We start from the raw sequence: 23,839 nt of genomic DNA, 5'->3' as shown, positions 1-23,839 counted from the left end.
GAAGGCCTCCGGTGGGTGAAGCGGTGAACTAGACAGCTCCACTTCACTACCGGAGGCCTTCCCGTGTCAGCCCGACTCACCGCCTTGCGGCGGGACAACCTCCCTGGACATCACAGTTAGGGGACCGTTCCAGCGCACCACACCACATGCCCACCGCCACCTCGGTGGAAGTCGCGGAGAAGATCCTGTGGCTGCGCCCGTAGTACCATTTCGACCCGGAAAAGATCGTGATGTATCTGCTGCGCTACCACGACGTGACCTTCAGCGCCTCCGGAGTCTGGTGGTTACTGCACAAGGCCGGCATCAGCCGTCTGCTGGCCTCTCGACGCTACAAGCGCACAGACACCACCCGGTGGAAGCGCTACGCGAAACGGCGCCCCGGCCAGCAACTGCGAATGGACGTGAAGTTCATCGAGCCGCTGATCGGGCCGGACAGGCCAAAAAGTAATACCCGTACATCGCCATCGACGACTGCACCCGCCTGCGGGCCTTACCTGCCTATCCGCGCAACGACCAGGAGACCGTCATCCAGTTCATCGACTACGTTCTGGCCCAGCCGTCCTTCGCCGTGGATCGTGTCCAGACCTCCAATGGTGAGAAGCTCGGCTCGGCGCTGCACTGGCACATCCTCGACGAGGCCACCGGCCATGGGTACACCAAACCCCGCGCACCCCTGCTCAACGGGAGGTTGGGACGTTCTTACCGAATCGACTCCGAGGGGTTCTATCAACTGCTCGTGGGCCGGGTCATTGACGACACACAACTGTTCACCGAGAAGCTCTCGGAGTGGGAGGGCTACTGCTATTACCACCGAGGGCCCCACGGAGCCTTCGGCGGACGGGCACCCTTCGAATGCCGCCGACAGAGGATCCAAGGCCCACGGTCACCAGCCTCCGTCAGTTGCACGCTGATCCGCTCCGCGACATGAACGATGACGGCGCAGCTTTTCGCCGCCCCGCGGGGGGCTGTTCGGGGCGGGGTCTGCGGCGCAGGCTGACTCTGGGGTTGCTCGGCGCCGCAGGCCTGGCCCTGACCGGCTGCGGTGCCCAGCACGATCCGTGGTTCGGTGGCTACGTCAACGCCACGTCCTACCCGTACTTCGACTTCGGGACGGAAGCCGCGGGGCAGTCCCATACGGTGCTGGGGTTCGTGGTGGCCGATCCCGAGGATCCTTGCTCCCCGTCCTGGGGCGGCTACTACGGGCTCGACGAGGCGCAGGAGACCCTGCGGATGGAGCAGCAGATCGCGGGGCTGCGGGAGGCCGGCGGCGACGTGGTGGTCTCCTTCGGCGGTGCGGCCGGCAACGAGCTGGCCACCGCCTGCACCGATCCGGACCGGCTGCTCACGGCGTACCGGGCGGTGCTCGAGCGCTACGACGCGAGCATCGTGGACTTCGACATCGAGATGGACGACCTCGAGGACCAGGAGGCCAATCAGCGGCGGGCCGAGGTCCTGGCGCGGCTGCAGGAGGAGCGGGACGAGCCCCTGGAGGTGTGGGTCACGCTGCCGGTGGCACCGCACGGTCTGGACGAGGACCCGGTGGAGGTCGTGGCGCAGCTGCTCGCGGCCGAGGTGAATCTCGCCGGGGTCAACCTGATGACCATGAACTACAGCGAGAGCAAGCCTGCGGGGCAGTCCATGGTGGCGGCCTCGCAGGAGGCGGCCCGATCCGCGCACGGCCAGCTCACCGCGCTGTGGGAGGCGGCGGGCCACAACCTCTCCGCGGAGCAGGTGTGGCACCGCATCGGCCTGACCCCGATGATCGGGGTCAACGACGCCCCCGGGGAGGTCGTCGATTTGGAGGCGGCGGCCGAACTCAACCGCTTCGCCCGGGACCAGGGCGTGGGGCGGATCTCCTACTGGTCTTTGAACCGAGACCGGTCCTGCGACCCCGAGGACGGCGACCCGGCCGAGGCCAACGACTTCTGCAGCGGACTCGAGCAGGAGACCGGGGAGTTCACCCGGGTCCTCGGCGAAGGCTTCGACGAATAGCCGGATCACCGGACAGCGAGTAGCGGCGACCCGCGCGTGGCGGGCTCAGATGCGCTGCGCGTCCGCGCTGCGGTTCGACACCGACTCGATGTCCAGCACGCTGTTGGTGCGTTCGGGCTTATACCAGCCGATCATCTTGCCCTTGAGCGCCTGGAGCAGGGAGGCGTAGAGGAGGTAGGCGCGCAGGGGCTCGTAGATGATCCGGTAGACGGGCACGACCAGCAGATGGGTCCAGGACTCGCCGACCATGCGGATGGCGATGACGCAGATGATGGCGTGGATGGCCAGCACGAATCCGGCGAAGGCGGCGATGGGCTGCCAGTTGCCGGCGGCGATGTTGATGCCGGCCATGAGCACGGTCAGGGGCAGGAAGACCAGCGGGATGAGGGTGGCGAGCATGGTGTAGGGCAGGGCGACCATGCCGAGGAAGCCGTAGCGGGGGTTGAACAGCATCCCGGCGTGCTTCCACAGGGCCTGGAGGTTGCCGTAGGTCCAGCGCAGCCGCTGCTTGGCCAGCCCGCGCACGGTCATCGGGGCTTCGGTCCAGGCCACGGCCTGATTCTCCTGGATCACGGCCCAGCCCAGCTTTTGCAGGGTCATGGTGAGGTCGGCGTCCTCGGCGAGAGTGTCGTGGGAGTAGCCGCCGGCGGCCTGCAGGGCGTCTTTGCGCCAGGCCGCGCAGGCGCCGGGGACGATGGAGATCGCCCCGGCCACGCCTTCGCCCATGCGGGTCACGCAGATCCCGGAGATGTACTCCAGGGACTGCCACATGGTGAGGATTCCGCGGCGGTTGCCGACCTTCACGTGCCCGGCCACGGCCCCGACCGGGTGCTTGGTGTCCTGGTCGTAGAAGTGGCGGGCGAACATCCGGACGGTCTGGGGTTCGAAGAGCGTGTCCCCGTCGAGGGTCACCACGATCTCTCCCCGGGCGGCCATGATGCCGTGGTTGGAGGCGATGGACTTGCCACCGTTGGGCTGGGTGAGCACCCGCAGCGCCGGCCATCGTGCGGCGTAGTCGCGCATGATCGCCAGGGTGTTGTCGGTGGAGCCGTCGTCGACAGCGATGACTTCGAGGTTCGGGTAGTCGCTTGCGGCCAGGGCGGCCAGGGTGCGCTCGACCACGGGTTCTTCGTTGAACACGGGCAGGATCACCGAAACCAGGGGCAGGTCGGCCTCGGGGATGTCCCGCCACACCCGGTGCTTCTGGCGGCGGTGGCCGATCAGCGCCAGCACCACGTAGAGGGCGGACATTAAGGTCAGAGACCCGATGCCGAACCAGAAGAGCCAGCCCATGACCACGTCCGGAGTGACCATGAGGGTGGTCAGGGCGAAGGCGGTGGCGTCGTCGGCCAGGGCAGGTTCGGTGCCGGCCACCGGCAGGTAGCCCTCGGGGACGATGGGGGCGAAAGTGGAGAAGGTGTAACCGGCGGCCTTGGCCTCGGTGATCAGCTCCTTGAGCGCGGCCACGGTGGCGGTGCGGTCCCCGCCGCCGTCGTGCATGAGCACGACGCGGCCCTCGCCGTCGAGCGCGGGCAGATCGATGTCCTGCCCGGGGCTGTAGGCCCAGTCCCGGGTGTCGAGGTTGAAGTCCACGTGCAGATAACCCATCTGCTGGGCCTCCAGCACGGGCAGGGCCTTGTTGTCCGGGTCACCGGTCGGAAGACGGAACAACGGAGTCGCGTAGCCACCGACGGAACGCATGGCCCGGTCGGTGCCGATGAGCTCCTCACGGTTGCGGAAACCGTCCTCCCACGAGGTGAAGTGGGTCATGGTGTGATTGCCCACCATGTGCCCCTCACGGATTACGCGCTCGAAGAGCTCGGGGTTCTTCACCACGTTGGTCCCGACGGTGAAGAACGTGGCCGGCACCCCCTCGGCGGAGAGCACGTCGAGGATCTCGGAGGTGAACTCGGCATCGGGGCCGTCGTCGAAAGTGATGATCAGCTGGCGGTCGGGAATCTCACCGAACCGCTCCATGGCGTACGGGCGGTCGCCGACGAGCTGGGCTTCCTCCTCACTGAGCGTGCGGAGGACCTCGTCGCTGAACGGATCCGCCAGCACGGTTTGCCCGTCGAGCTCCTCGATCAGGCCGATCCGCGAGAACGGATTCGACGCGTCCCCGAGCAACGGGATGTCCTCCGTGTCCCCGGTGGCGATCAACTCGCGCGGATAACCGGGGTCCTGGTTCAGCGGCTGGTCCCAGGGCTGAGCCAGTGCCTGAGGCAGGACCCAGGACACCATACCGACGACGAGGACGAGCAGCACCATCAAGGTGGCCAGGATGCGGTACCATCGCTTGCCGCTGGGGTCGTAGAACACCGGCGGCGCCGCGGTGCTGCCCGAGCGGTCGACTTGTCGACGGCGCGGAAAATCCTGATCGTCCCACCTGTGGCGCACAGCAAACTCATTCCCCCGGACGGCGATTCGTCCCCCGACGAATCGATCGGCTCGTCCCCCCGGACGGCCCGACGGGATCAGCGTGCCAGGTCCAACGGATCGTGTCACAAGTGCGAATATGTATGAATGCACACCAAATACATCGAAAAGCATTAGTATGTGATTGCTAAAGCGGAATCTTGCAGAGGAGATATGTACTACCGTGTAATTGATGTTTTGAGAACATCACCGGATCGGGGGACAGGACCGGATAGATCTGTCCGCCGATGTGGTGACACAAAAGTCAAGGATTATGCAGATGCGTGACAGCGGTCCGGGTCCGAATCCGCAAAGTCCCCGACACCCCATGCGTGGTCGACCCACTCTCCGGGTCCCCGCCCACCATGACAGCAGCGCATACGGCAGTGGCCGGGCCAGGGGCAGGTCGAGGTTGCTCTCCTGGAAGTAGAAGCCTTCGGTGGGCTGGGTGAAGTCCACAGACACCTTCTCCACACCCTCCTCGAAGGGGGGGGGTCCAGAACCCGAGAGGCGGTGACCCCGCGTCCAGCTCACAGAGCGCCTCGGCGTAGCCGGTATCTGAGGCGCTACCAGCCTCTTGTCTCCTTCGGGGGCCATTCGCCACGGAATCTGCCAACCTTTTGATTCATCTCGTCGGTTGGATTGCTGTGTTCGGTTCGGGTCGGTTGATCCAGGCGGTCCCGGGCAGGCTCAGGGGGCTCGGTGTGCTTGCGGTCAAACCTCTCCGGGGTGGCCGCGTAGGCCTGGGACAGGGACACTGGGCGCGCTGCTCGCACGGCGCCGGCCCGGCCGTGGTGGACGTCGTAGGGGGTGTGCATCCCGATCCCGGAATGGCGGTGCTCGGTGTTGTACCAGCGGTAGAAGGCCGCGCAGAATGCCCGGGCGTCCTCGAGGGAGCCGAACGCGTCGGGGAAGTCGGGACGGTACTTCAGCGTCTTGAACGCCGCTTCTGAGTAGTAGTCGTTCGGGCACCACCACTTGGCCCAGCGGTGAGGGGACATGCCTGGCTTGCCAGCTGGAACGAGAAGTAAAATCGAGGGGCAAGCTTGGCGTATTCCCGGGATGGATCGGGCAAGGGTCCAGAGCGGAATTGCTCCCGCTCAAGGGCAACGTCAAGAGTCGGGGACAACCACCCTGCACGCACCGCAGACTGCGCGGTGGAGTGCTCCTCGGCTAAGGGCGCGCCGATCCTCTTCGCCGAGGGGTGCGCCCTTCTTGCCTCACTTCCGGTCCCCGCCGCCAGGAATGTGGACGAATCAGATCAACGGCAGATCTGCGTGAGCCGCCACTCGAGGTCAGGGTGAACCCACCGACGCCTGGATCAACCGACCACCGGCCGCAGAACCAGCCGCCGCCTGACACCCGCTGGCCTCAAACATCCTGAAAATTTCCGCAGCCCCGGTGTCGACGACGGGTCAACGACGGGCTGGGTCCGTGCTCCGGTGGGTGCATCACTGGCGAATGGGTGGTGCCTGTCTTCTGCGCGGCTCTGCTGCGTTTCCGCTCAGGGGGTACGGGGGTGGGGAAATCCGGATGCTCAGGGGCGCCTCGTGGGCTCGTCCCGCTCTGCGAGGCCGGCCATCATCGCGTTGTAGGCCTTGAGCTCGGCATCATCGGTGCGATCCGCCGCTCGGTCGACCCGACGGTTCTCCTTCTTGCCTTCGATCGCCCACATGATTGCCACGACCACGGCGACGACGACGGTGGGGAACTCCCCGATCCCCCACATCAGCGCCCCGCCGAACTGCTGGTCCTCGATCGGACTACGGCCCCAATCACGGCCCATGTTCGCGAACCACCATGCTTGCAGCAGGGTGTCCGAGCCCATTAGGGCCACCCCGACGAAGGCGTGGTAGACCATTGTGGCCAGCAGCAGAATCAGGCGCATCATGTGGCCGGGACGGTAGGGGATCGGGTCGGTGCCGATCAGCACGAGCATGAACAGGTACCCGGTGATCAAGAAGTGGGTGATCATGAACACGTGCCCCACGTGGTACTGCAGGGTGAACCCGAACAGTGGGGTGAAGTAGAAGATCACGATCGAGGCGGCGAAGTTCACCGCGGCGAAGATCGGGTGCGTCACGATCTTGGAGAACGTGGAGTGCACCAGGGCCAGGATCCACTCGCGCGGCCCGCGGGAACCGTCCTGCCGGGGCTCCAGCGCCTTGAGTACCAGCGTCACTGGCGCACCCAGGACCAGGAAGATCGGCACCACCATCGTCAACATCATGTGCTCCACCATGTGTGCGGAGAACAGCACCAGGCCGTAGACGGCCACCCCGCCGGAGGTGACGTAGAACAGCACCGCCAGCCCGGTCAGCCAGGAGAGGCTGCGCAGCACCGACCAGGAGTCCCCGCGGCGGCGGACCTGTACGAACGCCCACAGGTAGACGGCGGCGAGGAAGGCCACCACCGCCAGCCACAGCGGATCCACCCGCCAGGTGGTGAACCAGGAGGCGGCGGTGGGCTCGGGAGGCAGCGGGTACCAGGTGAGGATCTCGGCCGGGGTGGCATCCGGGGCGATCTCCTCGGGCACCGGTGGGGCGGTGCGCGACAGGGCCACGGCCACGCCCATGACCGCGCCCATCACCAGCACCTCCCCGGCCACCAGCTGCCACACCGCGCGCCGGGCGGTGAGACGGCCGGCCTCCACACCGGGGATCAACCAGCGGCGGTGGGCCATCCCCGCCAGGCCCAGCCCCAGGGTCAGGGCGGCCTTGAGGAGCACCAACTGCCCGTAAGGGCTGAACAGCTGCTCCCAGGAGCCGATGCGCACCGCCGCATTGATGCTCCCGGAGAGGAACACCAACAAGAAGGCCCCGAAGGCGACCACCGAGAAGCGGCGCAGCACCACCGCGGCCATCGGCACCTGGCCCCGGACGCCGGCGCCGCGGCCGGCCCCCGCGGGCAGCGTGCCGGTGCCCGCGTCAGACCCGCTCAGCTGCGGAGAGAGCCAGGCGAGCACCACCAGCCCACCGGTCCACAGGCACACGCCCAGCAGGTGCAGGCCCAAGGAGTTCACCGCCCCCATGTGGTCCGCGCCCCCGGCAGCGTGACCGGTGAGGGCCATCGCCACCAGGGCCGTGCACGCCAACACGAAGGTGAGCAACAGCCCCATCAGGGCCCGGACGCCGAAGACCAGGGTGGTGACCACGGCAGCGGCCACCACGGTCGCCGCCTGAGACTGCCCCAGGGAAAGATCCGTGGCGTAGTACAGCAGCTGCTGCGCGTAGGCCTCGTCCCCGCCCACCGGCACCCCCGCCACATCGGAGTAGGACAGCACCAGCACCACGACGGCAGCCACCGTCCACACCACCGACGCCACCTCGGCCAGACCCATGGTGGCCGTGAACAAGGGGTGCTCCGCTTCCTGGCCCCCGTTCCGCCCGTCTGTGCGGCGGCGGAACCCACCACGGGTTTTTGGTACGACGCCCAGAGCGAAGAGCAGGGAACCCAGCACCACGACCAGGGCACTGTTGTGCACCACCTCGACCACGGGCAGACCCCAGCGCACCAGCGCCCCCGGGTCAGCCGCCAGACGAGCGGCCCCCGAGCCGCTGTAGAGCATCGCCAGAATCAACACCGCCAAGGCCACCACCAAGGCAGCAGCGAGCTGCCCCGGCCTCACCCTGTGACTACCAGGCTTCGCCTGCCCGGTGCGCGCCTGCCCGGTGTGCTCGGGCGTTCTCATACTCATGAGCTGATCTCCTTCACCTGCCTCTGGATGACGCGACGGGTTGCGTCCATTCTCCCCTGGCGGGGTACCCCGGCCGGGCCACCCGTGATCACAGGCAAGAATCGCCAGTACCGGGCCTTGCCAGCAGTGCCCGCCAAGCGGGAACCGGCAACCTCCCGGATCCTCTTCCCCATGGCCTCCGGGGATCTCAGCGGCCATGGGACACCCCGCCAGAGGATGCCTCGTAGTAGCGCCACCAGCCAAGGCCATTACACGCCGGCCCTCCCGAGTGCAGGACCGTGCGGGGCGAGTTACTACAGCAGGTCTTCCACCTCGCCGACCTCGGACTGCCGGTGGGTGACTATCGACTGCGCCACGGAGGTCACGGCCGGACTGCCCGGCCGGTGCAGGAACCGCAGATCGCACTGGTTCTGCTCCCCGGGGGTGATGGAACAGCCGGTCCCCGGGATCGCTGTCATGAGAGGGTTGCAGCATGTCCCATCATGCGTCCTCCGGCGCCTTCCCACCCGATGAACCCAGCAGCGACCAGGGATCTTCCCCGGACGGATCCAGGGTCGAGAACCTTCCCGCGAAGGCCGAGCCTCAAGCGGTTCTGTACGAGGAGAGGCTGTCGGCCGCGTGGTGGATGTGGTTGCTCGTGCTCTTCGCGGGTCTGGTGGGTCTCATCGCCCTGGCCCCGATCAACATGTGGGTCGGGGCCGCTGTCGGGGCCGTGGTCGCCGGCGGCACTGCGGTGGCGTTGATTGTTTCGAGCACCGGGATCGTGATCACCGGGGAGTCGTTGCAGGTGGGGCGGGCCCGTATCGAGCGCCGGTTTGTGGGCGAGGCCGAAGCGTTTCGCGGCAGCGCCGTGCAACGGGTGCGGGGCCCCGAGCTTGACGCCCGCGCCTACATGAACTTCCGCGTCTCCGTGGGACCGGTGGTCCGCATCCAGATCACCGATCCCGTGGATCCCACCCCTTATTGGTTGACCTCGACCCGTCATCCGGAGCGCATCGTCGAGATCCTCTCCGCCGGCTGAGACCGGCGTCCTGTGAGGGGCTCGTCCGGTGACCAGCTCTCAGTGGCTCCGGAGAGTATTGAGGATGGGGATGGGTGTCACCCAGATGGCCTCGGCTTCCACCGGTGCCAGATCGATCGCGGTGTGCTGGTTCCCCGGTACACCGGTGGTTCCGCTGGCTCCCTGGGCGATGACACGAAAAGGCCCGCCCGGCACGAGGCCGCAGGCGCGGAACCGGGTCAGGCGTTGCGGGTCGGCATCAGAGAGACGAACGATCTCGTATCGTCCCGGCCTCGCCCTGGTGAGCCGGGTGGTGTTGCGTGGGCGGCGGGTGCGTCCCTGCGCGGTGGGGATCGGGTCCCCGTGCGGATCGGCCGTAGGCTCTCCCAGCTGGGCGTCGATGCGCTCGATCATCGCGTCGGAGACGGCGTGCTCGAGACGTTCGGCCTCGTCGTGGACCTCCTCCCACGGATACCCCAGGGTGGTGACGAGGAAGGTCTCCAGCAGTCGGTGCCGGCGCACCATCGCGACCGCGTACGCGCGCCCCTGCGGGGTGAGGGTGACGGGCTTGTAGGGCTGGTACTCGACGAGCCCCTGGGCGGCCAGTCGCTTGACCGTGTCGGTGACGTTGGGGGCGGAGGTCCCCATCCGCGCCGCCAGGGCTGTGGTGGTGATCGGCGGGTCGCCCCATTCGGTGGCCGACCAGATCGCCTTGAGATAGTCCTGGGCGACCGGGGTGATCTCACTTAAGTCCATGGGATCCACGCTACCGAGTGCCGCGCCGGAGCTGCCGGGCCCACTCAATCGGCCCCGGTGGCGGTCAGGATGATCAGCGCCAGATTCAACGACACGATCAGGGCCACGACCACCCAGGCGGCGACAGTCAAGGCCACCTTGTTCACGAAGGCGCCCATCAGATCCCGGTTGCTGCTCAGTCGCACCAACGGGATCAGGGCGAAGGGGATACCCAGGCTCAGAAGCACCTGGGACAGCACCAGCGCCCAGGTCGGGTCCACCCCGACGGCGATGATGACCAGGGCCGGGATCAGGGTGATCAGCCGGCGGGTGAACACCGGGATGCGCACGTGCAGCAACCCGCCCATGATCGCTGATCCGGCGTAGGAGCCCACCGAGGTCGAGGCCAGCCCGGAGGCCAGTAACCCGATGCCGAAGGCGACCCCGACGGCCGGGCCCAGGGCGGCGGTGATCGCCGCATGGGCTCCTTCGATGCTGTCGGTGCCCGGCACTCCGGCGAGGTTGCCCGCGGCCAGGAGCAGCATCGCGATGTTCACCGACCCGGCCACGAGCAGGGACAGCAGCACGTCCCACCGGGTGGCAGTCAACAGCCGCGGCAGGGCCTCGGTAGGCACCGAGTGCCCATGGCGATCACGGGCCAGAGCGGAGTGAGCGTAGATGGCATGGGGCATCACGGTGGCTCCGAGCATGCTGGCGGCTAGCAGGACCGTCGGGGTGCCGTCGAATCGTGGGACGATCCCGGCGACGGCTTCATCCCAGGACACGGGACCGAAGAACAAGCCGGTGACGAAACCGGCGGTGACGATCGCCAGTAGGCCGGTCACGACGAACTCGAAGAACCGGGGACCTCGGTGGGTCTGGAGGAGCAGCAGCAGCATCGAGATCACCCCGACGATCACGCCCCCGGCCAGCAGGGGAATCCCGAAAAGGATGTGCAGGGCGATCGCCCCGCCGATCACCTCGGCCAGGTCCGTGGCCGCGGCCACCAGCTCGGCCTGGACCCAGTAGGCCAGCCGCCGGCCTCGGGGCAGGCGGTCGCCCAGCAGCTCGGGCAGGCTCGATCCGGTGACCAGCCCGACCTTGGCCGAGAGGTACTGGATGAGCACGGCCATGATGTTGGCGGCCACCAGCACCCACACCAACAGGTACCCGTACTGGGCGCCGGCGGTGAGGTTCGCCGCGACGTTGCCCGGGTCCACGTAGGCGACCGCGGCCACGAAGGCTGGACCCAACAACCAGGGCAGCGGTTGGCGGCGCACCCACCGCTCTCCTGGGGAAGTGGCGGCAACACCTGTTGAGCCGGTGCGCCCGGTCCCGGTCCTCATAGAAAGTTAAGCTATACGAACTTTCCGGCGCGGGGAATGGGGGCCTGGCCTCGAGGGCTTGGTCATGCCCCCAGACGTGCGCGCAGGAGGGGCTGGGCGCCTCGACAGCCGATCACAGGGGCATGGAACTCCGGACGGTGCTGGCCTCCTGGGGTGGGGGAACTGTCAGCCAGTGGGGGTGTCTTGGGTTCAGGAGATCTGCTCGCCCAGGGATATGCGGCGGAGTCGGCCGAGACCGGGCATAAACCGGCCGACATGAGCGGCGTAGGAGGCGTAGGCCTGTCGGTGGGTGCTCAGCAGGTAGGGCTCTTCGACGAGACGGACCTGCAGCTCCACGGCCACCAGCAGGCACAGCCACGCCGCTGCCGTGACCGCAGTGGGCACCAGGAGGGTCAGGCCGGCCAGGGTGGTGAGCATCGCGGCGAAAATCGGGTTGCGGACCACGGCGAAAGCCCCGGTGGCGACCAGCTCGGTCCGCTCGGTGGCATCTACACCCCCCCCGCCAGGAGGCGCCCATGCCGGCCTGGGCGGCCAGCACACCGAGGAAACCCACCACGGTGACGACCGCCCCGGCCCAGGGGAAAACCTGCGGGAGCCGGGGTGCGGCCACGGTGCCGGTGAGGGCAAAGGCGGGTCCGGCCGCGCCGAGGACCAGGGCTCACCCACCGGCTGAGCTCAGCCCCACGACGGGACCCCGGCTCCCTCGCGCCCCGCCCCGGGAGGAGTGAACGGCCAGATTGCCCCACCTCCTGCCTGGACGGTTCACTGCCGTCGATCGTGGAACTAGGCTCGGCGGACACGATGCGTGCGCCGAAAGGTGGAGACCATGCCAAAGATGTCCGCCCTGGAAGCCTCCTTCTGTCGCAGCGCGCCATGGGGTCTTGTCGCTCGGCGGATGGTTCCGTGGGCGACCCAGGGGTTCCCCGTCACTGGGAATGTGCTGGAGATCGGTGGAGGCAGCGGTGCGATGGCCGAGGCCATCGCCCGAGCCAACCCCCGGGTGCGGCTCACCACGACCGATGCCGATCCGGTGATGGTCGAGGCCGCGCGGGACCGTCTGGCCGGGTTCCCCCTGGCTCAGGCGCGTCAGGCCGATGCCACTCGGTTGCCCTTCGAGGACGAGTCGTTCGACACGGTTCTGAGCTTCCTGATGCTCCACCACGTCATCGAGTGGGAACGCGCGGTGGCCGAGGCGGCCCGGGTGCTGCGATCGGGCGGGGCGTTCGTGGGATACGACCTGCTGGCCTCACCGATGGCATCTCTGGTGCACCGTGCCGACCGGTCACCGCACCGGCTCATCGAACCGGAAGCCTTCGGGCCAGTCCTCGACCATGCTGGCCTGGGCCCACTCGCCCTCCGGCTGTCCTTCGGTGGTCGGGTTCTGCGCTTTATCGCTCACAAGCCGGGCAATGCCCAGGACGCTTCCGGCAACGACATCACTTCCAGGAGGAGTCGATGAACAGCGCGCCCCTCACCTCCGAGGCCATCCATGCGGAGCTGGAGCGGGTTCGCGCGGACTTCCACGCCCTGGTCACCGAAGCGACCCCTGCGGATCTGCGCCGGCCCTCGTCGGGCACCCGGTGGACCAACGGGCAGCTGCTGTTCCACATGTTCTTCGGCTACCTCATCGTGCGCCGCCTGCTGCCCCTGGTGCGTCTGATGGGCCGGCTGCCCGATCAGGTCAGCCGCAGCTTCGCCCGAGCACTGGAGGCCGGCACCGGAGCTTTCCACGTCATCAACTACCAGAGCGACCGGGGTGCGGCCCGGGTGATCCACGGCCCGCGGCTGATCCGGTGGTTCGACCGCACCCTCGACATTCTCCAGGCCCGGCTCAAAACCGAGTCGGAGGATGCGCTGGCCCGCGGGATGCACATGCCGGTGCACTGGGATCCCTACTTCCGAGACTGGATGAGCCTGGCCGAGATCTACCACTACGGCACCCAGCACTACGACCACCACCGCCAGCAGCTGACGCTCAGCCGAGCACCGTGAACCCGCTCCGATGCACGGACCTGGTGATGCAACTGCGGTTCCAGCGTGGACATCGTGCACGTCTGCTCCACGTCACCGCGGGAACCGAGGAAGGCGCTGGTAGGGCCATCCTGATCCCAGAGATGTGCCGGCACCTCGATAGCCTGGATTAAAAGCTGAAACCCCAGCGATGTGCTCGATCTTTCAGAGCAGGGATCGTTCTGGGGTCTTCGCCATCCAGTCTATCCACCGTGAAGTGAGGCATCAAGTGCCCTTCGTTCCCAGTCAGGCTCAGCTCGAGGGGTGGGTCAGTACCGATCGGCTGTCCAAGTACGCCGCCGCTCCCGAGGACACGGTGGCGCTCTACATGTGGAACGCGGAACTGACGGGGGCGTTCTTCGAACTCATCGGACATGTCGAGGTGCTGTTGCGCAACGTCGTCCACGCCCAACTGGCACCACACTCCACCCACGGCGCCTGGTACGACGACCCGTACTACCGGTTCAACACACGATCTCAGCGAGAGATCGCCACCGCGAAAGGACGTGCCGGCCGCGGTGGCCGCCAGGTCACATCTGGCCGGGTCGTGGCCGAACTGACCTTCGGCTTCTGGCGCTACCTGCTCACCAGTCACCATCAGTCCACCGTGTGGCCCCGCGTCCAGGCCGGCTTCCAAGGGGTGCCTCGCCATGAACGGAGCCGGCAGGAGCTGGAGACGGTGGTGGCCCGGGTGCACGACCTGCGAAACAGGGTGGCTCATCACGAACCGATCTTCCACACCAACGTGGCCCAGCACTTCGCCGATCTCACCTTCATCGCCGGCTACGTCGACGCCCAAGCCCCTCAATGGCTGTGGGAGACCTCGCGGGTGCACGCCCTGATGGTCTCTCGCCCCGGACGGCCATGAGCCCGTTCGTCCTACCAGTGATCCTCTGCTGCCGTACGGCATCCCGCTTTCGGCCGTCTCGATCGTTGGAAACGCCCCTAGCTGCCATTGCTGGTGTGAAGGAGCGGAGCACACAACGTCTTAATGTTGACATATCAACATAATAGGGGTTTGCTGGTGCGTGTTCTACAAGCCGGCCATGGAATGGCTGGGTAGCGTGAGGGGGAGATTCCCGATAGCACTCAGGAGATCCCCCATGGCCCGAGCCCGCAAGAGGACACAAGTCGAGGGGCAGCTGAGCATTGATGCCTTTCTCTTCCCGGAACCCGAGGAGGTTCGTGATGAACACGTACGGCAAGTTCGCGCAGGAAGCGTGGAAGACGACCGCGCCGGCGGAGTACGCCCTGATCCCGGATCCGGTTCAGTGGTTCGAGGCGCTGGGGGAGGAGGCGGCGCAGCGGGTGGGCGAGCTGATGATGGAGCTGGCTGGCCCGGATCCGGCGGGGGAGGCCTACCTGGAGAAGGTGGGGCGGTTGAACGCGTCGAAGATGCAGGCCGAGGAGATCGTGCGCGCGGAGATGCTGACCCCGGACCCGTCGGTGCAGCAGGAGCCGGAGGAGGACGAGGAGGAGTCCGGAGTGACGCAGATGCTGCGGGTCGTGGAGCAGATCAATCGGGAGGACCGGGCGTACTGGGACGAGGTGGCCCGGCAGGAGGCCGAGCAGGACTGACCCTGGGCGGCCCTGAGCTTGCGGCTGGGCGCTTCGTCCCGCGCACCCAGGACGACTTGGCCCCCTCTGGTGCGCAGGCGAGGTTCAGGGCCAACCTCGCAGCCCTGCGCGTACTACGTGCTTTGCAGGCCGAGGAGCGGGCAGTCACCGAGACTGAGCGGGTCACCTTGGCCCGGTGGGGGTCCTGGGGTGCCAGTGGGGTCGCGGAAGTCTTCGACGAGTCCCGCACCGAGTACGAGGTCGAGCGGGCCGAACTGCGCGAGCTGCTGGATGAGGCCGAGTACACGGCCGCACGGCGGACGGTGATCAATGCCCACTACACCGACCCGGCGATCGCCACCGAGGTCTGGGGCGCCCTGAGCGGGCTGGGGTTCCAGGGCGGGGCGGTGCTGGAGCCGGGCTCTGGTGTCGGCACCTTCATCGGCCTGGCGCCTGAGGGGACGCAGATGACCGGGGTGGAGCTGGACCCGGTGACCGCGGCGATCTCCCAGGCCATCTACCCAGAAGCCACCATCCGCACCGAGTCCTTCGCCGACACCCGGATGCCCAGCGGGGTCTTCGACGCGGCGGTGGGCAACGTCCCGTTCTCCCGGAACTCTCTGCACGATGCCCGGCACAACGCGGGCGGGCATTCGATGCACAACCACTTCATCCTCAAGTCCCTGGCCCTCACCCGGCCTGGTGGGGTGGTCGGGGTGCTTTCCAGCGCGTTCACCCTGGATGCGCAGAACCCTGCGGCCCGCCGGGAGATGGCGGCGACCGCCGATCTGCTGGGCGCGGTGCGCCTGCCGACAGGGGCCCACCGCCGGGCTGCTGGCACGGACGCGCTGACCGATGTGCTGATCTTCCGCCGCCGCCTGGCCGGGGAGGAGCCGCTGGATCAGTCCTGGGTGGACACCGCCCCGGTGGAGCTGGATGGGCAACGGGGGCGGATGAACGCCTACTTCCTCGAGAACCCTCAGCGGGTACTCGGGCAGCCCACCATCGGCAACGGGATGTACGGCTCCGCCACGCTCACCGTGCGCGCTGAGGACCTGACTGTCACCGGGGACCGGCTGCACGAGCAGTTGGCGGAGATCACCGGGCAGGCGGTGGCGGCTGGGCGCGGGATGGCCGAACGCACGGGGAAGCAGGAGCTCGAGGCGGCGGCTCTGATCCCGGCCGGTGAGCAGGAGCAGATCGGGCACATCACCGACCGCGGGGCCGAGGGATTCACCCAGGTCACCGTGGACGGGATGCACGCACCATTGAAAGTGGCCCGCACCCGCCACTCCGAACTGCGTGCCCTCCTGGGATTGCGCGATGCCGCACGGGCCGTGCTGAGCCTGGAGGCCGCCAACGTCGAGGACACCCCGGAGCTCGACGCGATGCGCGAGCAGCTGCGGGACAGTTACCTGGACTACTACGACCGCTACGGGCCGATCAACCGGTTCACCGAACGCCGCACCGGTAAATACGACGAGGCGGGGGCGGACATCCTGGCCCGCGTCACCCCGCCGGCGGTGGCCCTGCTGGGCGACGACCCGTTCGGACCGCTGGTGCTGGCCCTGGAGCACTTCGACGAGGGCACCCGCACCGCGGCCCCGGCCGGTCTGCTGTCTCAGCGTCAGGTACAACCGCGCCGGCCCGTGCTCGGGGTGGACACCCCCGATGAGGCCCTGGCCGTCACCCTCGACACGCTCGGTGCGGTGGAGCTGGCCAACATCGCCGGGCTGCTGGGCACCGACGAGGCGTCGGCGCGGGAGTCCCTCGGGGAGCTGGTCTACGAGATGCCCGGGGAACCGGGGGTCTATGAGACCCGGGCGGAGTACCTGTCCGGGGACGTGCGGGAGAAGCTCGACACGGCCCGAGCCGCTTCGGCTGCCGAGGCGCGGTTCCAGACCAACGTCGCGGCCCTGGAGGCCGTACTGCCGGCCCCACTGGGAGCCGATGAGATCGAGGCCCGCATCGGGGCCGTGTGGGTGGCCCCGGAAATCCACGAGCAGTTCCTGCGCCACATCATCAAAGACCCGGCGGCGCGGGTGGACCGGATCAGCGGGGCCACCTGGGACGTGAAAGCCAGCCGCCATGTCTTCGCCGCCCGCAACGACTGGGGCACCGAACGGATGGCCGCCGGGGACATCTTCAAGAACCTGACCGAGCAGCGCCGCATCCAGGTCACCGACCCAGACCCCACCGACCCCGAGGGCAACCGCCGGGTGGTCAACGCCACCGAGACCACCGCTGCACAGGAGAAGGCGGCGCTGATGCAGGAGCGTTTCAGCGAGTGGGTGTGGGAGGACCCTGCTCGGGCGGCGGGGCTGGTGGATGAGTACAACCGGCGGTTCAACTCCATCGTGCTGCGCGACTACACCGCCGAGGGAGAGCGGCTGAGCTTCCCGGGGCTGGTGAAGAACTTCACCCCGCGCCCGCATCAGCGCGCGGCCGTCGCCCGGATGCTCTCGGAGCCCTCGGTGGGGCTCTTCCACGAGGTGGGGGCGGGCAAGACCGCTGAGATGGTCATGGGGGCGATGGAGCTGCGCCGGTTGGGCATGGCGCGCAAACCAGTGGTGGTAGTGCCCAATCACATGCTCGAGCAGTTCACCCGGGAGTGGTTGCAGCTCTACCCCCAGGCGCAGATCCTGGCCGCTTCCTCGGCCGATTTGAAGGGCGAGAAGCGGCGCACCTTTGTCGCCCGTGCGGCGGCCAGCGACTGGGACGGAATCATCATGACCCGTACAGCGTTTGAGCGCATCGAGCTCTCCGAGGAGTCGAAGAACGCTTACAACCTCTCCGAAGTGGGGCGCCAGCGCGCCGAACTAGAGGCGGCCAACGAACGGGCCACAGCCAGCGGGGCGGACACCATGTCGATCAAGCGCATGGAAGCGCGCCTCCAAGCTACGGAGGAAAAGCTCAAGAAGAAGATGGACCGGTCGACCGACCCCGGCATCACCTTCGAGCAGACCGGCATCGACTACCTGGTGGTCGACGAGCTACACGATTTCAAGAATCTCTCGACACCCTCGAACATCCAAGACGCGGCTATCGATCCAGGATCAGGCCGGGCCACCGACCTGCACATGAAGGTCGAGTACCTACGATCCCAGCACGGGGACCGCGTGATGACCGGGGCCACGGCCACCCCGATCGCCAATTCGGTGACCGAGATGTACGTGATGCAGCGCTACCTCGGCCCGGAGCTGCTGGAGCGGGCCGGGATCCACGACTTCGACACCTGGGCGGCGACCTTCGGTCAGGTGGTGACCGAGATGGAGCTCTCGGTGGCCGGCGGAGACCATTTCAAGCTCAAGGAGCGTTTCGCGAAGTTCCAGAACGTCCCGGAGCTGCTGAAGATGTTCCACACCTTCGCCGACGTGAAGACCGCCGAGGACCTCAAACTCCCTACTCCAGATCTGGTGGAGCGGGAGGACGGGAAACGTCTGCCACGCATGGTCCCGGTAGAGGCCTCTGCGGAGCTCGAGGCGTACATCGAAGAGATCGGCCGGCGGGCCGAGGCGATCCAGGCGCGTCTAGTGGACCGGACCGAGGACAACATGCTCAAGGTCAGCTCCGATGGGCGCAAGGCCGCCTTGGACATGCGCCTGGTCGATCCGGAGCTGGGGTCGATCGTCTCGGAGACCAAGGTCAGTGTGACTGCGGACCTGATCGCCCAGGTGCACGAGGAGCACCGGGACGACGTGTTCCTGGATCCGGCCAGCGGCGAGGAACACCCCACCCGGGGTGGGCTGCAGATCGTGTTTTGCGATCAGAGCACCCCGTCGACGGAGAAGTGGAACGTCTACGACGAGCTCAAGGACCAGCTGGTCCAGCGGGGTATCCCGGCGGAGAAGATCCGGTTCATGCACGAGGCGAAGAACGACGCTGAGAAGGGCCGGCTGTTCTCCGCCGCCCGCGCTGGTGACATCGCCGTGCTGATCGGCTCCACGCAGAGGATGGGGGTGGGGACCAACATCCAGGCGCGGGCGGTGCACTTGGTGGACCTGGACGCCCCGTGGCGCCCGGCTGACATCGCCCAACGCCACGGGCGGATCATCCGCCAAGGCAACCAGAACCCGGAGGTCGCCATCTCCCAGGTGGTGACGAAGGGGTCGTTCGACACCTTCATGTGGCAGACGCTGGAGCGGAAGTCGAAGTTCATCGACCAGATCATGCGCGGCCGGTTGGACGTGCGTGAGATCGAGGACGTCGGGGACAACACGCTGTCCTTCGCCGAGGTGAAGGCGATCTCCAGTGGCAATCCGTTGATCTTGGAGAAGTCGAAGGCCGATCAGGAGCTGGCCCGGTTGGAGCGGTTGAACCGGGCCTGGCACCGCAACCAGTCCTCGCTGGTATTCCGCAAGGACGCCGCCCAGGCGCGCGCGGATGCGCTGGAGCAGGAGATCCCCGCGATCCGAGCAGCGGCCGAGCGGACCACTGATGAGCTCGGCGGTGCGAAGTTCCGGATGACCATCAACGGGGCCACCTACGACAAGCGCACCGAGGCGGCGGAAGCCTGGCAGCGGTGGGCCGGGGCGCACGCCACCTCGCGCCCGCCGAGGGCCGGGGAGACGGACCTCGGTGTCGTCGGTGCGATCGGTGGCCACGACATCCGGGTCGTGCAGCGGCCGGGGAACCTGGCCGACTTGAGCGCCTCACCGGTGGAGCTGCGCATCGACGATGCCCCCGGTGTAGCCGTTGAAGTCACCCGCGCGACGTCGCTGAACCCAAGTGTCGGAATGATCCAACGGCTGGAGAACCAGGTGCGGGCATTGCCGGAAGAAGTCACCAAGCGTGAAGCGGGCCTGGAGTCCGCCCGGCAGGAAGCCGTCGACGCCCGGGAAGCTTTGGGTGTCCCGTTCAAGCACCAGGACGCACTGGAAGCCGCCCGCTGGGAGGTCGAACGGATTGGGCGCGCCATGCGCGGAGAAGAGACGCCGCAACCGACTTTGGATCCGGAGCTGGAGGCGTTGAAGAAGCGGATGCGCATTAACTTCCCCGACGCTCCCACCGCGGGTCGCAGCAGTGGCGGGCATGGTGGAAACGGCCCCGGGCGTCCGCTCGAGGTGGCGCGGCGGCACGACGAGCAGCGTCCCCAGCAGGGCGGCTTGGAGCTGTAAATACTCGCTCTGCTAGGTCTATTCAGATGAACGGTGCCCGCTCCCCACTGGGGGAGCGGGCACCGTCGTTGCGTGGTGACCACGTGCTCGGGAAGCCGTCCACAGCTGGCGGCTACGGAAGTGCCACGGTCGGGCGTGAGGTGACCTGCCGGCTGTGGTCGGGTGGTCGGATGGGGTCCTCGCTGTCCATCATGGGTGCGGGAAAAGCCGCGGAGCGATGGGAGCTTTTGCCGTGCCCATGTGGGCACGGGGCCAGTGCCTCAGCCACGATTCACTCCGTCAGGAGGCAGTGTCAGCCGACTCCGCCAGCTCCTCGGGAGCACTGTCCGACGAAGGACTGGCACCATTTTTAGCCGCCTTACGCCGCTGCACGCGCTGTACCTTTTCGGGTGCAGCGAGCCCGATTTTGCGTAGCTCCTCGGCGGTCCATCCGCCGTTGTTGACGGCGGCCTGGAACGCCTGGGCATCGTTCTTCTCGGCCTCTTTGAGGGCCTCGCGGGCCTCGTCGAGAGCGCCTCGTGCGGTAATCGCCCGGCGGACATAGTCCATCCGGTCGTTGAGCAGCCGCTGTGCTGCTTCTTCTGCCTGCTGGGGGTCAGTGAGCTTCGCCATGCCCCCACGTTAACGGACGCACACGGCGCGTTCCACAGTCCACGGGCGTTCCGCCGGCGTTTCGCACCCGTGGTGCCCCAGCGGAGCAAAGCTATGTTTTATGTGCCATAAAATGCGTACACCGCTAGCCCACGGGGCTTTGCGGTGGCACACTGGTCGTGCGGGGCCCACAAAGTGGGGGCGCTGCGCTGGGCCGGCAAGGAGAGGAGGTGCTGTGGTGGAGCAGGAGAATCCGCGTCGGGTGTGGAAGTCGAGGCGGAAGCGGATCGAGGGCAAGACCCAGTACGTCCGGGTGTCCATGTCGGAGTCAGAGCGTGCTGCGTTGATGGTGCTGGAGCAGCAGACCGGGCTCTCGCCCTCGGCGCTGATGGTCGAGGCGGTGTTCGGATCGGCGGATCCGGTGGCGGTGCAGTTACGACGAAACCAGCTGGCCGAGCTGATTCAAATGCGACACCAAATGGCGACGATCGCCAACAACGTGAACCAGATCGCCCGGCACGCCAACAGCACCGGTGAAGTGCTGCCCGAGACGGCAGAGACGTTGCGGGAGGCCCGCCGATTCGGTGACGAAGTGCTGGCCAAGATCGAAGAGTTGATCCCGTGATCCCGAACATCACCAAGGGCGACAAGCCGATCGGGCTGATGAAGTACCTGGTGGGTCCAGGCCGTTCCAACGAGCACACCGACCCACACCTGGTGGGCGGATCGCCGCTCATCATGGCCTGGCACGACGACGCGCAGCTCAACGAGGAAGCCGCGGTGTCGATTGCCCGCGAGATCGACCTGAACCGGCGCGCCTTCGGGGTGGACGCCGACACCAAACACATCTGGCACTGCTCGTTGTCGATCCCGTACCAGGACCGCGAGGTCACCGATCAGGAATGGTCGGACATCGCCCAGCGGTTCATGGACGAGATGGACTTCACCGAGGCTGGGGCCAAGGCCGGCTGCCAGTGGGTGGCGGTGCATCACGGACGTTCCACCAAGGGCAACGACCACATCCACATCATGGCCTCCACGATCCGCAGTGACGGGACGAAGTGGGCCGATGGCAACGACTTCTCCCGCGCGCAGAAGGTCGCCCGAGGCATCGAGAAGGACTTCAACCTCATCCAGCTCGGCAACCACTCCGAACGGTGGCTACAGCAGGGCGAGGTGCGGCGGGACAGCACTAGGGAGCCGACCCGGTTCGCGCTGGAGCGCATCGTGCGGGCGTGCGCGGTGGCCGCCGAATCAGAGGCGCAGTTCGTGCGTCAGATGCGTCGGGCGAACATGCTCGTGCACCCCCGTTTCGCGGCCGGTACTGACTCGGTGGTGACCGGGTACTCCGTGGCGGAGCGCCCGCCGAAGGGCATGCGACCGCTGTGGTTCGGTGGCGGCAAGCTCGCCCAGGACCTCACGCTGCCGTCCCTGCGCACCCGCTGGCCGGACACCCCCGAGGCCGCCCAAGAAGCATCAGTGGAATGGATGGCCGCTAAGCGGCACCGCCGCATCGTCCACCCGGACGCACCCGGTGCGGCCCTGGACGAGGAGACCGCCCGGCGGCTGGCCGGGGAGCTGAAAGAGGTCCGCCGGCGGCTGGTCAAGATCGCACCGGACGACCACCAATCGTGGGCGCACGCGGCGCGTGAAGCCTCTGGGGTGTTCGCCGCGTGGTCGCACGCCACCGAAGACGGCCAAGGACCGTTAGGGCGCACGGCCCGGGTGCTGGCCCGGTCCGCGCACCGGTCCGGGGTGAAGATCACCACCCCGCTGCAGGCGCCGCTGCGCACCAGTGGCACCACGGCCTTCCTGCTGGCGGCCACGCGGGCTCCGTCCCCGATGGCGCAGGCGCTCATCATGCAGCAGATGCTGCGGATGACCCGGGCATTCCAGGACATGCACCAGGCCAACAAAGAGCTGCGCGAGACGCAGCTGATCGTGGACGCCTTCCAGCAGCACCTTTCGGTCGTGGCGGAGCCCCTGCCGGACGTGAAGCCCACGCGGACGCGCACCGCCTCCCATGCCGGACCGGTGCGTGAGCGTGGTGCGCTGCGCGAGACCCAGGGCCCCACAGCCGTTCCCACTCCCTATGTCGACCGCACCCCCCGCACGGACCACGGAATGGAGCTGTAGAGATGAGCACACAACCCGACGGCGTGAACGACCTGCTCTCCCGAGACCTCCAAGCGGCGATGGCCGTGGCCGGCCGCTGGGGCGAGATGATGGCCCGCCAGCGCGCCGAACAGGTCCGCCAACGTGTCACGGAGCAGCAGCACCGGCGGCGTGAGCTGGAAGAGCGCTTCGAAGCCGAACGCGCCGTGATGCGCACCGAGCTCGCGCCCGTGGAGCAGGACCGGTTCTGGGAGACCGCCAAGCCGGAAGACATCGCCGGCCACTACGGGCTGGCCCGGCAGTGGGAGCAGCACGACGAGGTCGCCCAGGCCGCGCGAGGACGGATCGAGGGGCAAGTGAAGGAACGCCACGGGTTGAGCGTGGAGGACTACCTCGAGCAGCGGACCCCGGAGCCGCAGCGCACCGAATCCGTCGAGCAGGAGGCAGCCGCACGCGAGACAGTGGACGCCCAACGTGACCACGCCGCCGCCGCTCTGAACGCCGCTGAGGCTGGCCGTGGCGATCTCCAGAACGACACCGATGCACGCAATGCTGCCGCTGAGGCCGAGGAGCTGTGGGACTCCGGGGACCGGCGCGCCAACCTGGCCAGTCGACTCATGGACGCCCTCGGTGGCACCGAGGAAGGCCGTGATGGCGTGCGCGCACGCCTGGCGGCGGACCGGGACCAGGGCACGCCCCCGATCGACGCCGTGCGATCCACCCAACGCGGCCCCAAGGCGCGGAAGAACACCGGGCGCGCAGCGGGACGGGAGAGGGGCCTGGAGCTGGGCTGAGGCCCTTCAAGCACAAGAGAAGGGGCGCAACCTGTGACAGGTTGCGCCCCTTCCGCTGTGAGGGTCAGTCGAACAGACCATCCGGTGGCGGCTCCAGGGTCAGGGGCACTCCCTTGGGGCTGTGCGTCCTAGGGGTGCAACCGTGGAAGGGCCCTTTCTCCTCGAAGAGCACACGCATCGTGGGATCGGCGTAGTCACGCCACCACACGGCTAATCCCGTAGACGGATCGGTGCGTAGCTGCTCCCACGCCCGCCACAACCCCGTCAGACGGCTCACCGCTTCCTCATGTCGCCACCACTGGGCGCACCAGGTGAACGTGGTCGAGCGGCCCGCAGGGTCCAGCTGACGTCGGTACACGGGCGCCAGTTGCTCGGTCACGAACTCCGCCACGTTCGCGTAGAACAGCTGTGCAGGAGGCTGTTCCTCGACGTCCTCGTTGCCGTCGGCGGCTTCCTCTTCCCAGTTCATG

19 protein-coding genes are annotated in these 23,839 nt (G+C 67.5%); 10 read left to right on the top strand and 9 right to left on the bottom strand.

The genetic code is table 11. The annotated features are described in order from the left end of the window. The first annotated feature begins 1,005 nt into the window (after nucleotides 1-1,005). On the top strand, nucleotides 1,006-1,992 hold the full coding sequence (locus tag PU704_RS17425) for a chitinase (RefSeq protein WP_053005131.1): 987 nt from the start codon (nucleotides 1,006-1,008) through the stop codon (nucleotides 1,990-1,992). A 45-nt stretch (nucleotides 1,993-2,037) separates the two neighbouring features. On the opposite strand, the gene PU704_RS17420 is transcribed toward PU704_RS17425, so the two are convergent. The 4 genes from PU704_RS17420 to PU704_RS17405 all read right to left on the bottom strand — a co-directional run bounded on the left by PU704_RS17420 (nucleotide 2,038) and on the right by PU704_RS17405 (nucleotide 8,562). After that, nucleotides 2,038-4,311 (bottom strand): bifunctional polysaccharide deacetylase/glycosyltransferase family 2 protein, encoded by a 2,274-nt coding sequence (locus PU704_RS17420; protein ID WP_047804880.1) that lies wholly within the window; start codon nucleotides 4,309-4,311, stop codon nucleotides 2,038-2,040. A gap of 662 nt (nucleotides 4,312-4,973) precedes the next feature. Beyond that, on the bottom strand, nucleotides 4,974-5,408 hold the full coding sequence (locus tag PU704_RS20090) for an integrase core domain-containing protein (protein ID WP_053005133.1): 435 nt from the start codon (nucleotides 5,406-5,408) through the stop codon (nucleotides 4,974-4,976). Between the two features lie 536 nt (nucleotides 5,409-5,944). Beyond that, the gene (locus PU704_RS17410) at nucleotides 5,945-8,104 is read right to left on the bottom strand and encodes a bifunctional copper resistance protein CopD/cytochrome c oxidase assembly protein (RefSeq protein ID WP_277552141.1); all 2,160 of its coding nucleotides are present in this window, start codon (nucleotides 8,102-8,104) and stop codon (nucleotides 5,945-5,947) included. A 293-nt stretch (nucleotides 8,105-8,397) separates the two neighbouring features. Further along, on the bottom strand, nucleotides 8,398-8,562 hold the full coding sequence (locus PU704_RS17405; protein ID WP_158041147.1) for a hypothetical protein: 165 nt from the start codon (nucleotides 8,560-8,562) through the stop codon (nucleotides 8,398-8,400). Nucleotides 8,563-8,576: 14 nt separating this feature from the next. On the opposite strand from PU704_RS17405, the gene PU704_RS17400 reads away from it, so the two are divergent. Continuing rightward, on the top strand, nucleotides 8,577-9,125 hold the full coding sequence (locus tag PU704_RS17400) for a DUF3093 domain-containing protein (RefSeq protein ID WP_238986119.1): 549 nt from the start codon (nucleotides 8,577-8,579) through the stop codon (nucleotides 9,123-9,125). 39 nt (nucleotides 9,126-9,164) lie between these two features. Here the strand turns inward: PU704_RS17400 and PU704_RS17395 are convergent, their stop codons facing one another. From PU704_RS17395 to PU704_RS17385, 3 genes are all read right to left on the bottom strand, one after another. Further along, nucleotides 9,165-9,860, bottom strand: coding sequence for a metal-dependent transcriptional regulator (locus PU704_RS17395; RefSeq protein WP_047804882.1), 696 nt, complete (start codon nucleotides 9,858-9,860; stop codon nucleotides 9,165-9,167). A 44-nt stretch (nucleotides 9,861-9,904) separates the two neighbouring features. Then, nucleotides 9,905-11,185, bottom strand: a complete 1,281-nt coding sequence (locus PU704_RS17390; RefSeq protein ID WP_203225684.1) for an Nramp family divalent metal transporter — start codon at nucleotides 11,183-11,185, stop codon at nucleotides 9,905-9,907. A gap of 189 nt (nucleotides 11,186-11,374) precedes the next feature. Continuing rightward, the gene (locus PU704_RS17385) at nucleotides 11,375-11,629 is read right to left on the bottom strand and encodes a methyltransferase family protein (protein WP_255396069.1); all 255 of its coding nucleotides are present in this window, start codon (nucleotides 11,627-11,629) and stop codon (nucleotides 11,375-11,377) included. 382 nt (nucleotides 11,630-12,011) lie between these two features. Between PU704_RS17385 and PU704_RS17380 the strand changes: the two genes are divergently transcribed. The 5 genes from PU704_RS17380 (at nucleotide 12,012) to PU704_RS17360 (ending at nucleotide 19,869) form a co-directional block, all read left to right on the top strand. Beyond that, on the top strand, nucleotides 12,012-12,644 hold the full coding sequence (locus PU704_RS17380; RefSeq protein WP_047804884.1) for a class I SAM-dependent methyltransferase: 633 nt from the start codon (nucleotides 12,012-12,014) through the stop codon (nucleotides 12,642-12,644). Continuing rightward, the gene (locus PU704_RS17375) at nucleotides 12,641-13,177 is read left to right on the top strand and encodes a DinB family protein (protein WP_047804885.1); all 537 of its coding nucleotides are present in this window, start codon (nucleotides 12,641-12,643) and stop codon (nucleotides 13,175-13,177) included. The genes PU704_RS17380 and PU704_RS17375 overlap by 4 nt, the downstream gene beginning before the upstream one ends. Nucleotides 13,178-13,424: 247 nt before the next feature. Next, nucleotides 13,425-14,063, top strand: coding sequence for an Abi family protein (locus PU704_RS17370; RefSeq protein WP_047804915.1), 639 nt, complete (start codon nucleotides 13,425-13,427; stop codon nucleotides 14,061-14,063). A gap of 320 nt (nucleotides 14,064-14,383) precedes the next feature. Next, the gene (locus PU704_RS17365; protein WP_047804886.1) at nucleotides 14,384-14,773 is read left to right on the top strand and encodes a hypothetical protein; all 390 of its coding nucleotides are present in this window, start codon (nucleotides 14,384-14,386) and stop codon (nucleotides 14,771-14,773) included. A gap of 122 nt (nucleotides 14,774-14,895) precedes the next feature. Continuing rightward, on the top strand, nucleotides 14,896-19,869 hold the full coding sequence (locus PU704_RS17360; RefSeq protein ID WP_277552140.1) for a helicase-related protein: 4,974 nt from the start codon (nucleotides 14,896-14,898) through the stop codon (nucleotides 19,867-19,869). A gap of 279 nt (nucleotides 19,870-20,148) precedes the next feature. Here PU704_RS17360 and PU704_RS17355 read toward each other — a convergent pair whose 3' ends face one another. Next, complete coding sequence (locus tag PU704_RS17355; protein ID WP_053005138.1) at nucleotides 20,149-20,481, bottom strand: hypothetical protein; 333 nt, start codon at nucleotides 20,479-20,481, stop codon at nucleotides 20,149-20,151. A gap of 214 nt (nucleotides 20,482-20,695) precedes the next feature. Here PU704_RS17355 and PU704_RS17350 point away from each other — a divergent pair, with 214 nt between their 5' ends. The 3 genes from PU704_RS17350 to PU704_RS17340 are packed head-to-tail and all read left to right on the top strand — an operon-like array spanning nucleotide 20,696 to nucleotide 23,369. After that, the gene (locus tag PU704_RS17350; protein ID WP_075871008.1) at nucleotides 20,696-21,085 is read left to right on the top strand and encodes a plasmid mobilization protein; all 390 of its coding nucleotides are present in this window, start codon (nucleotides 20,696-20,698) and stop codon (nucleotides 21,083-21,085) included. Next, entirely contained in the window at nucleotides 21,082-22,596 is a 1,515-nt protein-coding gene (locus PU704_RS17345) for a relaxase/mobilization nuclease domain-containing protein (RefSeq protein WP_075871007.1), read from the top strand. Before PU704_RS17350 ends, PU704_RS17345 begins: the two co-directional genes overlap by 4 nt. 2 nt (nucleotides 22,597-22,598) lie before the next feature. Next, entirely contained in the window at nucleotides 22,599-23,369 is a 771-nt protein-coding gene (locus PU704_RS17340; protein WP_075871006.1) for a hypothetical protein, read from the top strand. A gap of 64 nt (nucleotides 23,370-23,433) precedes the next feature. Here PU704_RS17340 and PU704_RS17335 read toward each other — a convergent pair whose 3' ends face one another. Then, nucleotides 23,434-23,838, bottom strand: a complete 405-nt coding sequence (locus PU704_RS17335) for a DUF4913 domain-containing protein (RefSeq protein ID WP_075871005.1) — start codon at nucleotides 23,836-23,838, stop codon at nucleotides 23,434-23,436. Nucleotide 23,839: the final 1 nt, after the last annotated feature.

The organism is Kocuria oceani, assembly GCF_029524215.1.
In the GTDB taxonomy this organism is placed as follows: Bacteria; Actinomycetota; Actinomycetes; order Actinomycetales; family Micrococcaceae; genus Kocuria; species Kocuria oceani.
Note: the sequence above shows the minus strand (reverse complement) of the source record. Positions and strands in the feature narration are given on the sequence as shown.

Bases quoted from the DNA above. Each gene is read 5' to 3' on its own strand.
- PU704_RS20090 (WP_053005133.1), bottom strand. From the start codon at position 5,408: ATGTCCCCTCACCGCTGGGCCAAGTGGTGGTGCCCGAACGACTACTAC.
- PU704_RS17410 (WP_277552141.1), bottom strand. From the start codon at position 8,104: ATGAGTATGAGAACGCCCGAGCACACCGGGCAGGCGCGCACCGGGCAG.
- PU704_RS17405 (WP_158041147.1), bottom strand. From the start codon at position 8,562: ATGACAGCGATCCCGGGGACCGGCTGTTCCATCACCCCCGGGGAGCAG.
- PU704_RS17400 (WP_238986119.1), top strand. From the start codon at position 8,577: ATGTCCCATCATGCGTCCTCCGGCGCCTTCCCACCCGATGAACCCAGC.
- PU704_RS17395 (WP_047804882.1), bottom strand. From the start codon at position 9,860: ATGGACTTAAGTGAGATCACCCCGGTCGCCCAGGACTATCTCAAGGCG.
- PU704_RS17390 (WP_203225684.1), bottom strand. From the start codon at position 11,185: ATGAGGACCGGGACCGGGCGCACCGGCTCAACAGGTGTTGCCGCCACT.
- PU704_RS17380 (WP_047804884.1), top strand. From the start codon at position 12,012: ATGCCAAAGATGTCCGCCCTGGAAGCCTCCTTCTGTCGCAGCGCGCCA.
- PU704_RS17375 (WP_047804885.1), top strand. From the start codon at position 12,641: ATGAACAGCGCGCCCCTCACCTCCGAGGCCATCCATGCGGAGCTGGAG.
- PU704_RS17365 (WP_047804886.1), top strand. From the start codon at position 14,384: ATGAACACGTACGGCAAGTTCGCGCAGGAAGCGTGGAAGACGACCGCG.
- PU704_RS17355 (WP_053005138.1), bottom strand. From the start codon at position 20,481: ATGGCGAAGCTCACTGACCCCCAGCAGGCAGAAGAAGCAGCACAGCGG.
- PU704_RS17340 (WP_075871006.1), top strand. From the start codon at position 22,599: ATGAGCACACAACCCGACGGCGTGAACGACCTGCTCTCCCGAGACCTC.
- PU704_RS17335 (WP_075871005.1), bottom strand. From the start codon at position 23,838: ATGAACTGGGAAGAGGAAGCCGCCGACGGCAACGAGGACGTCGAGGAA.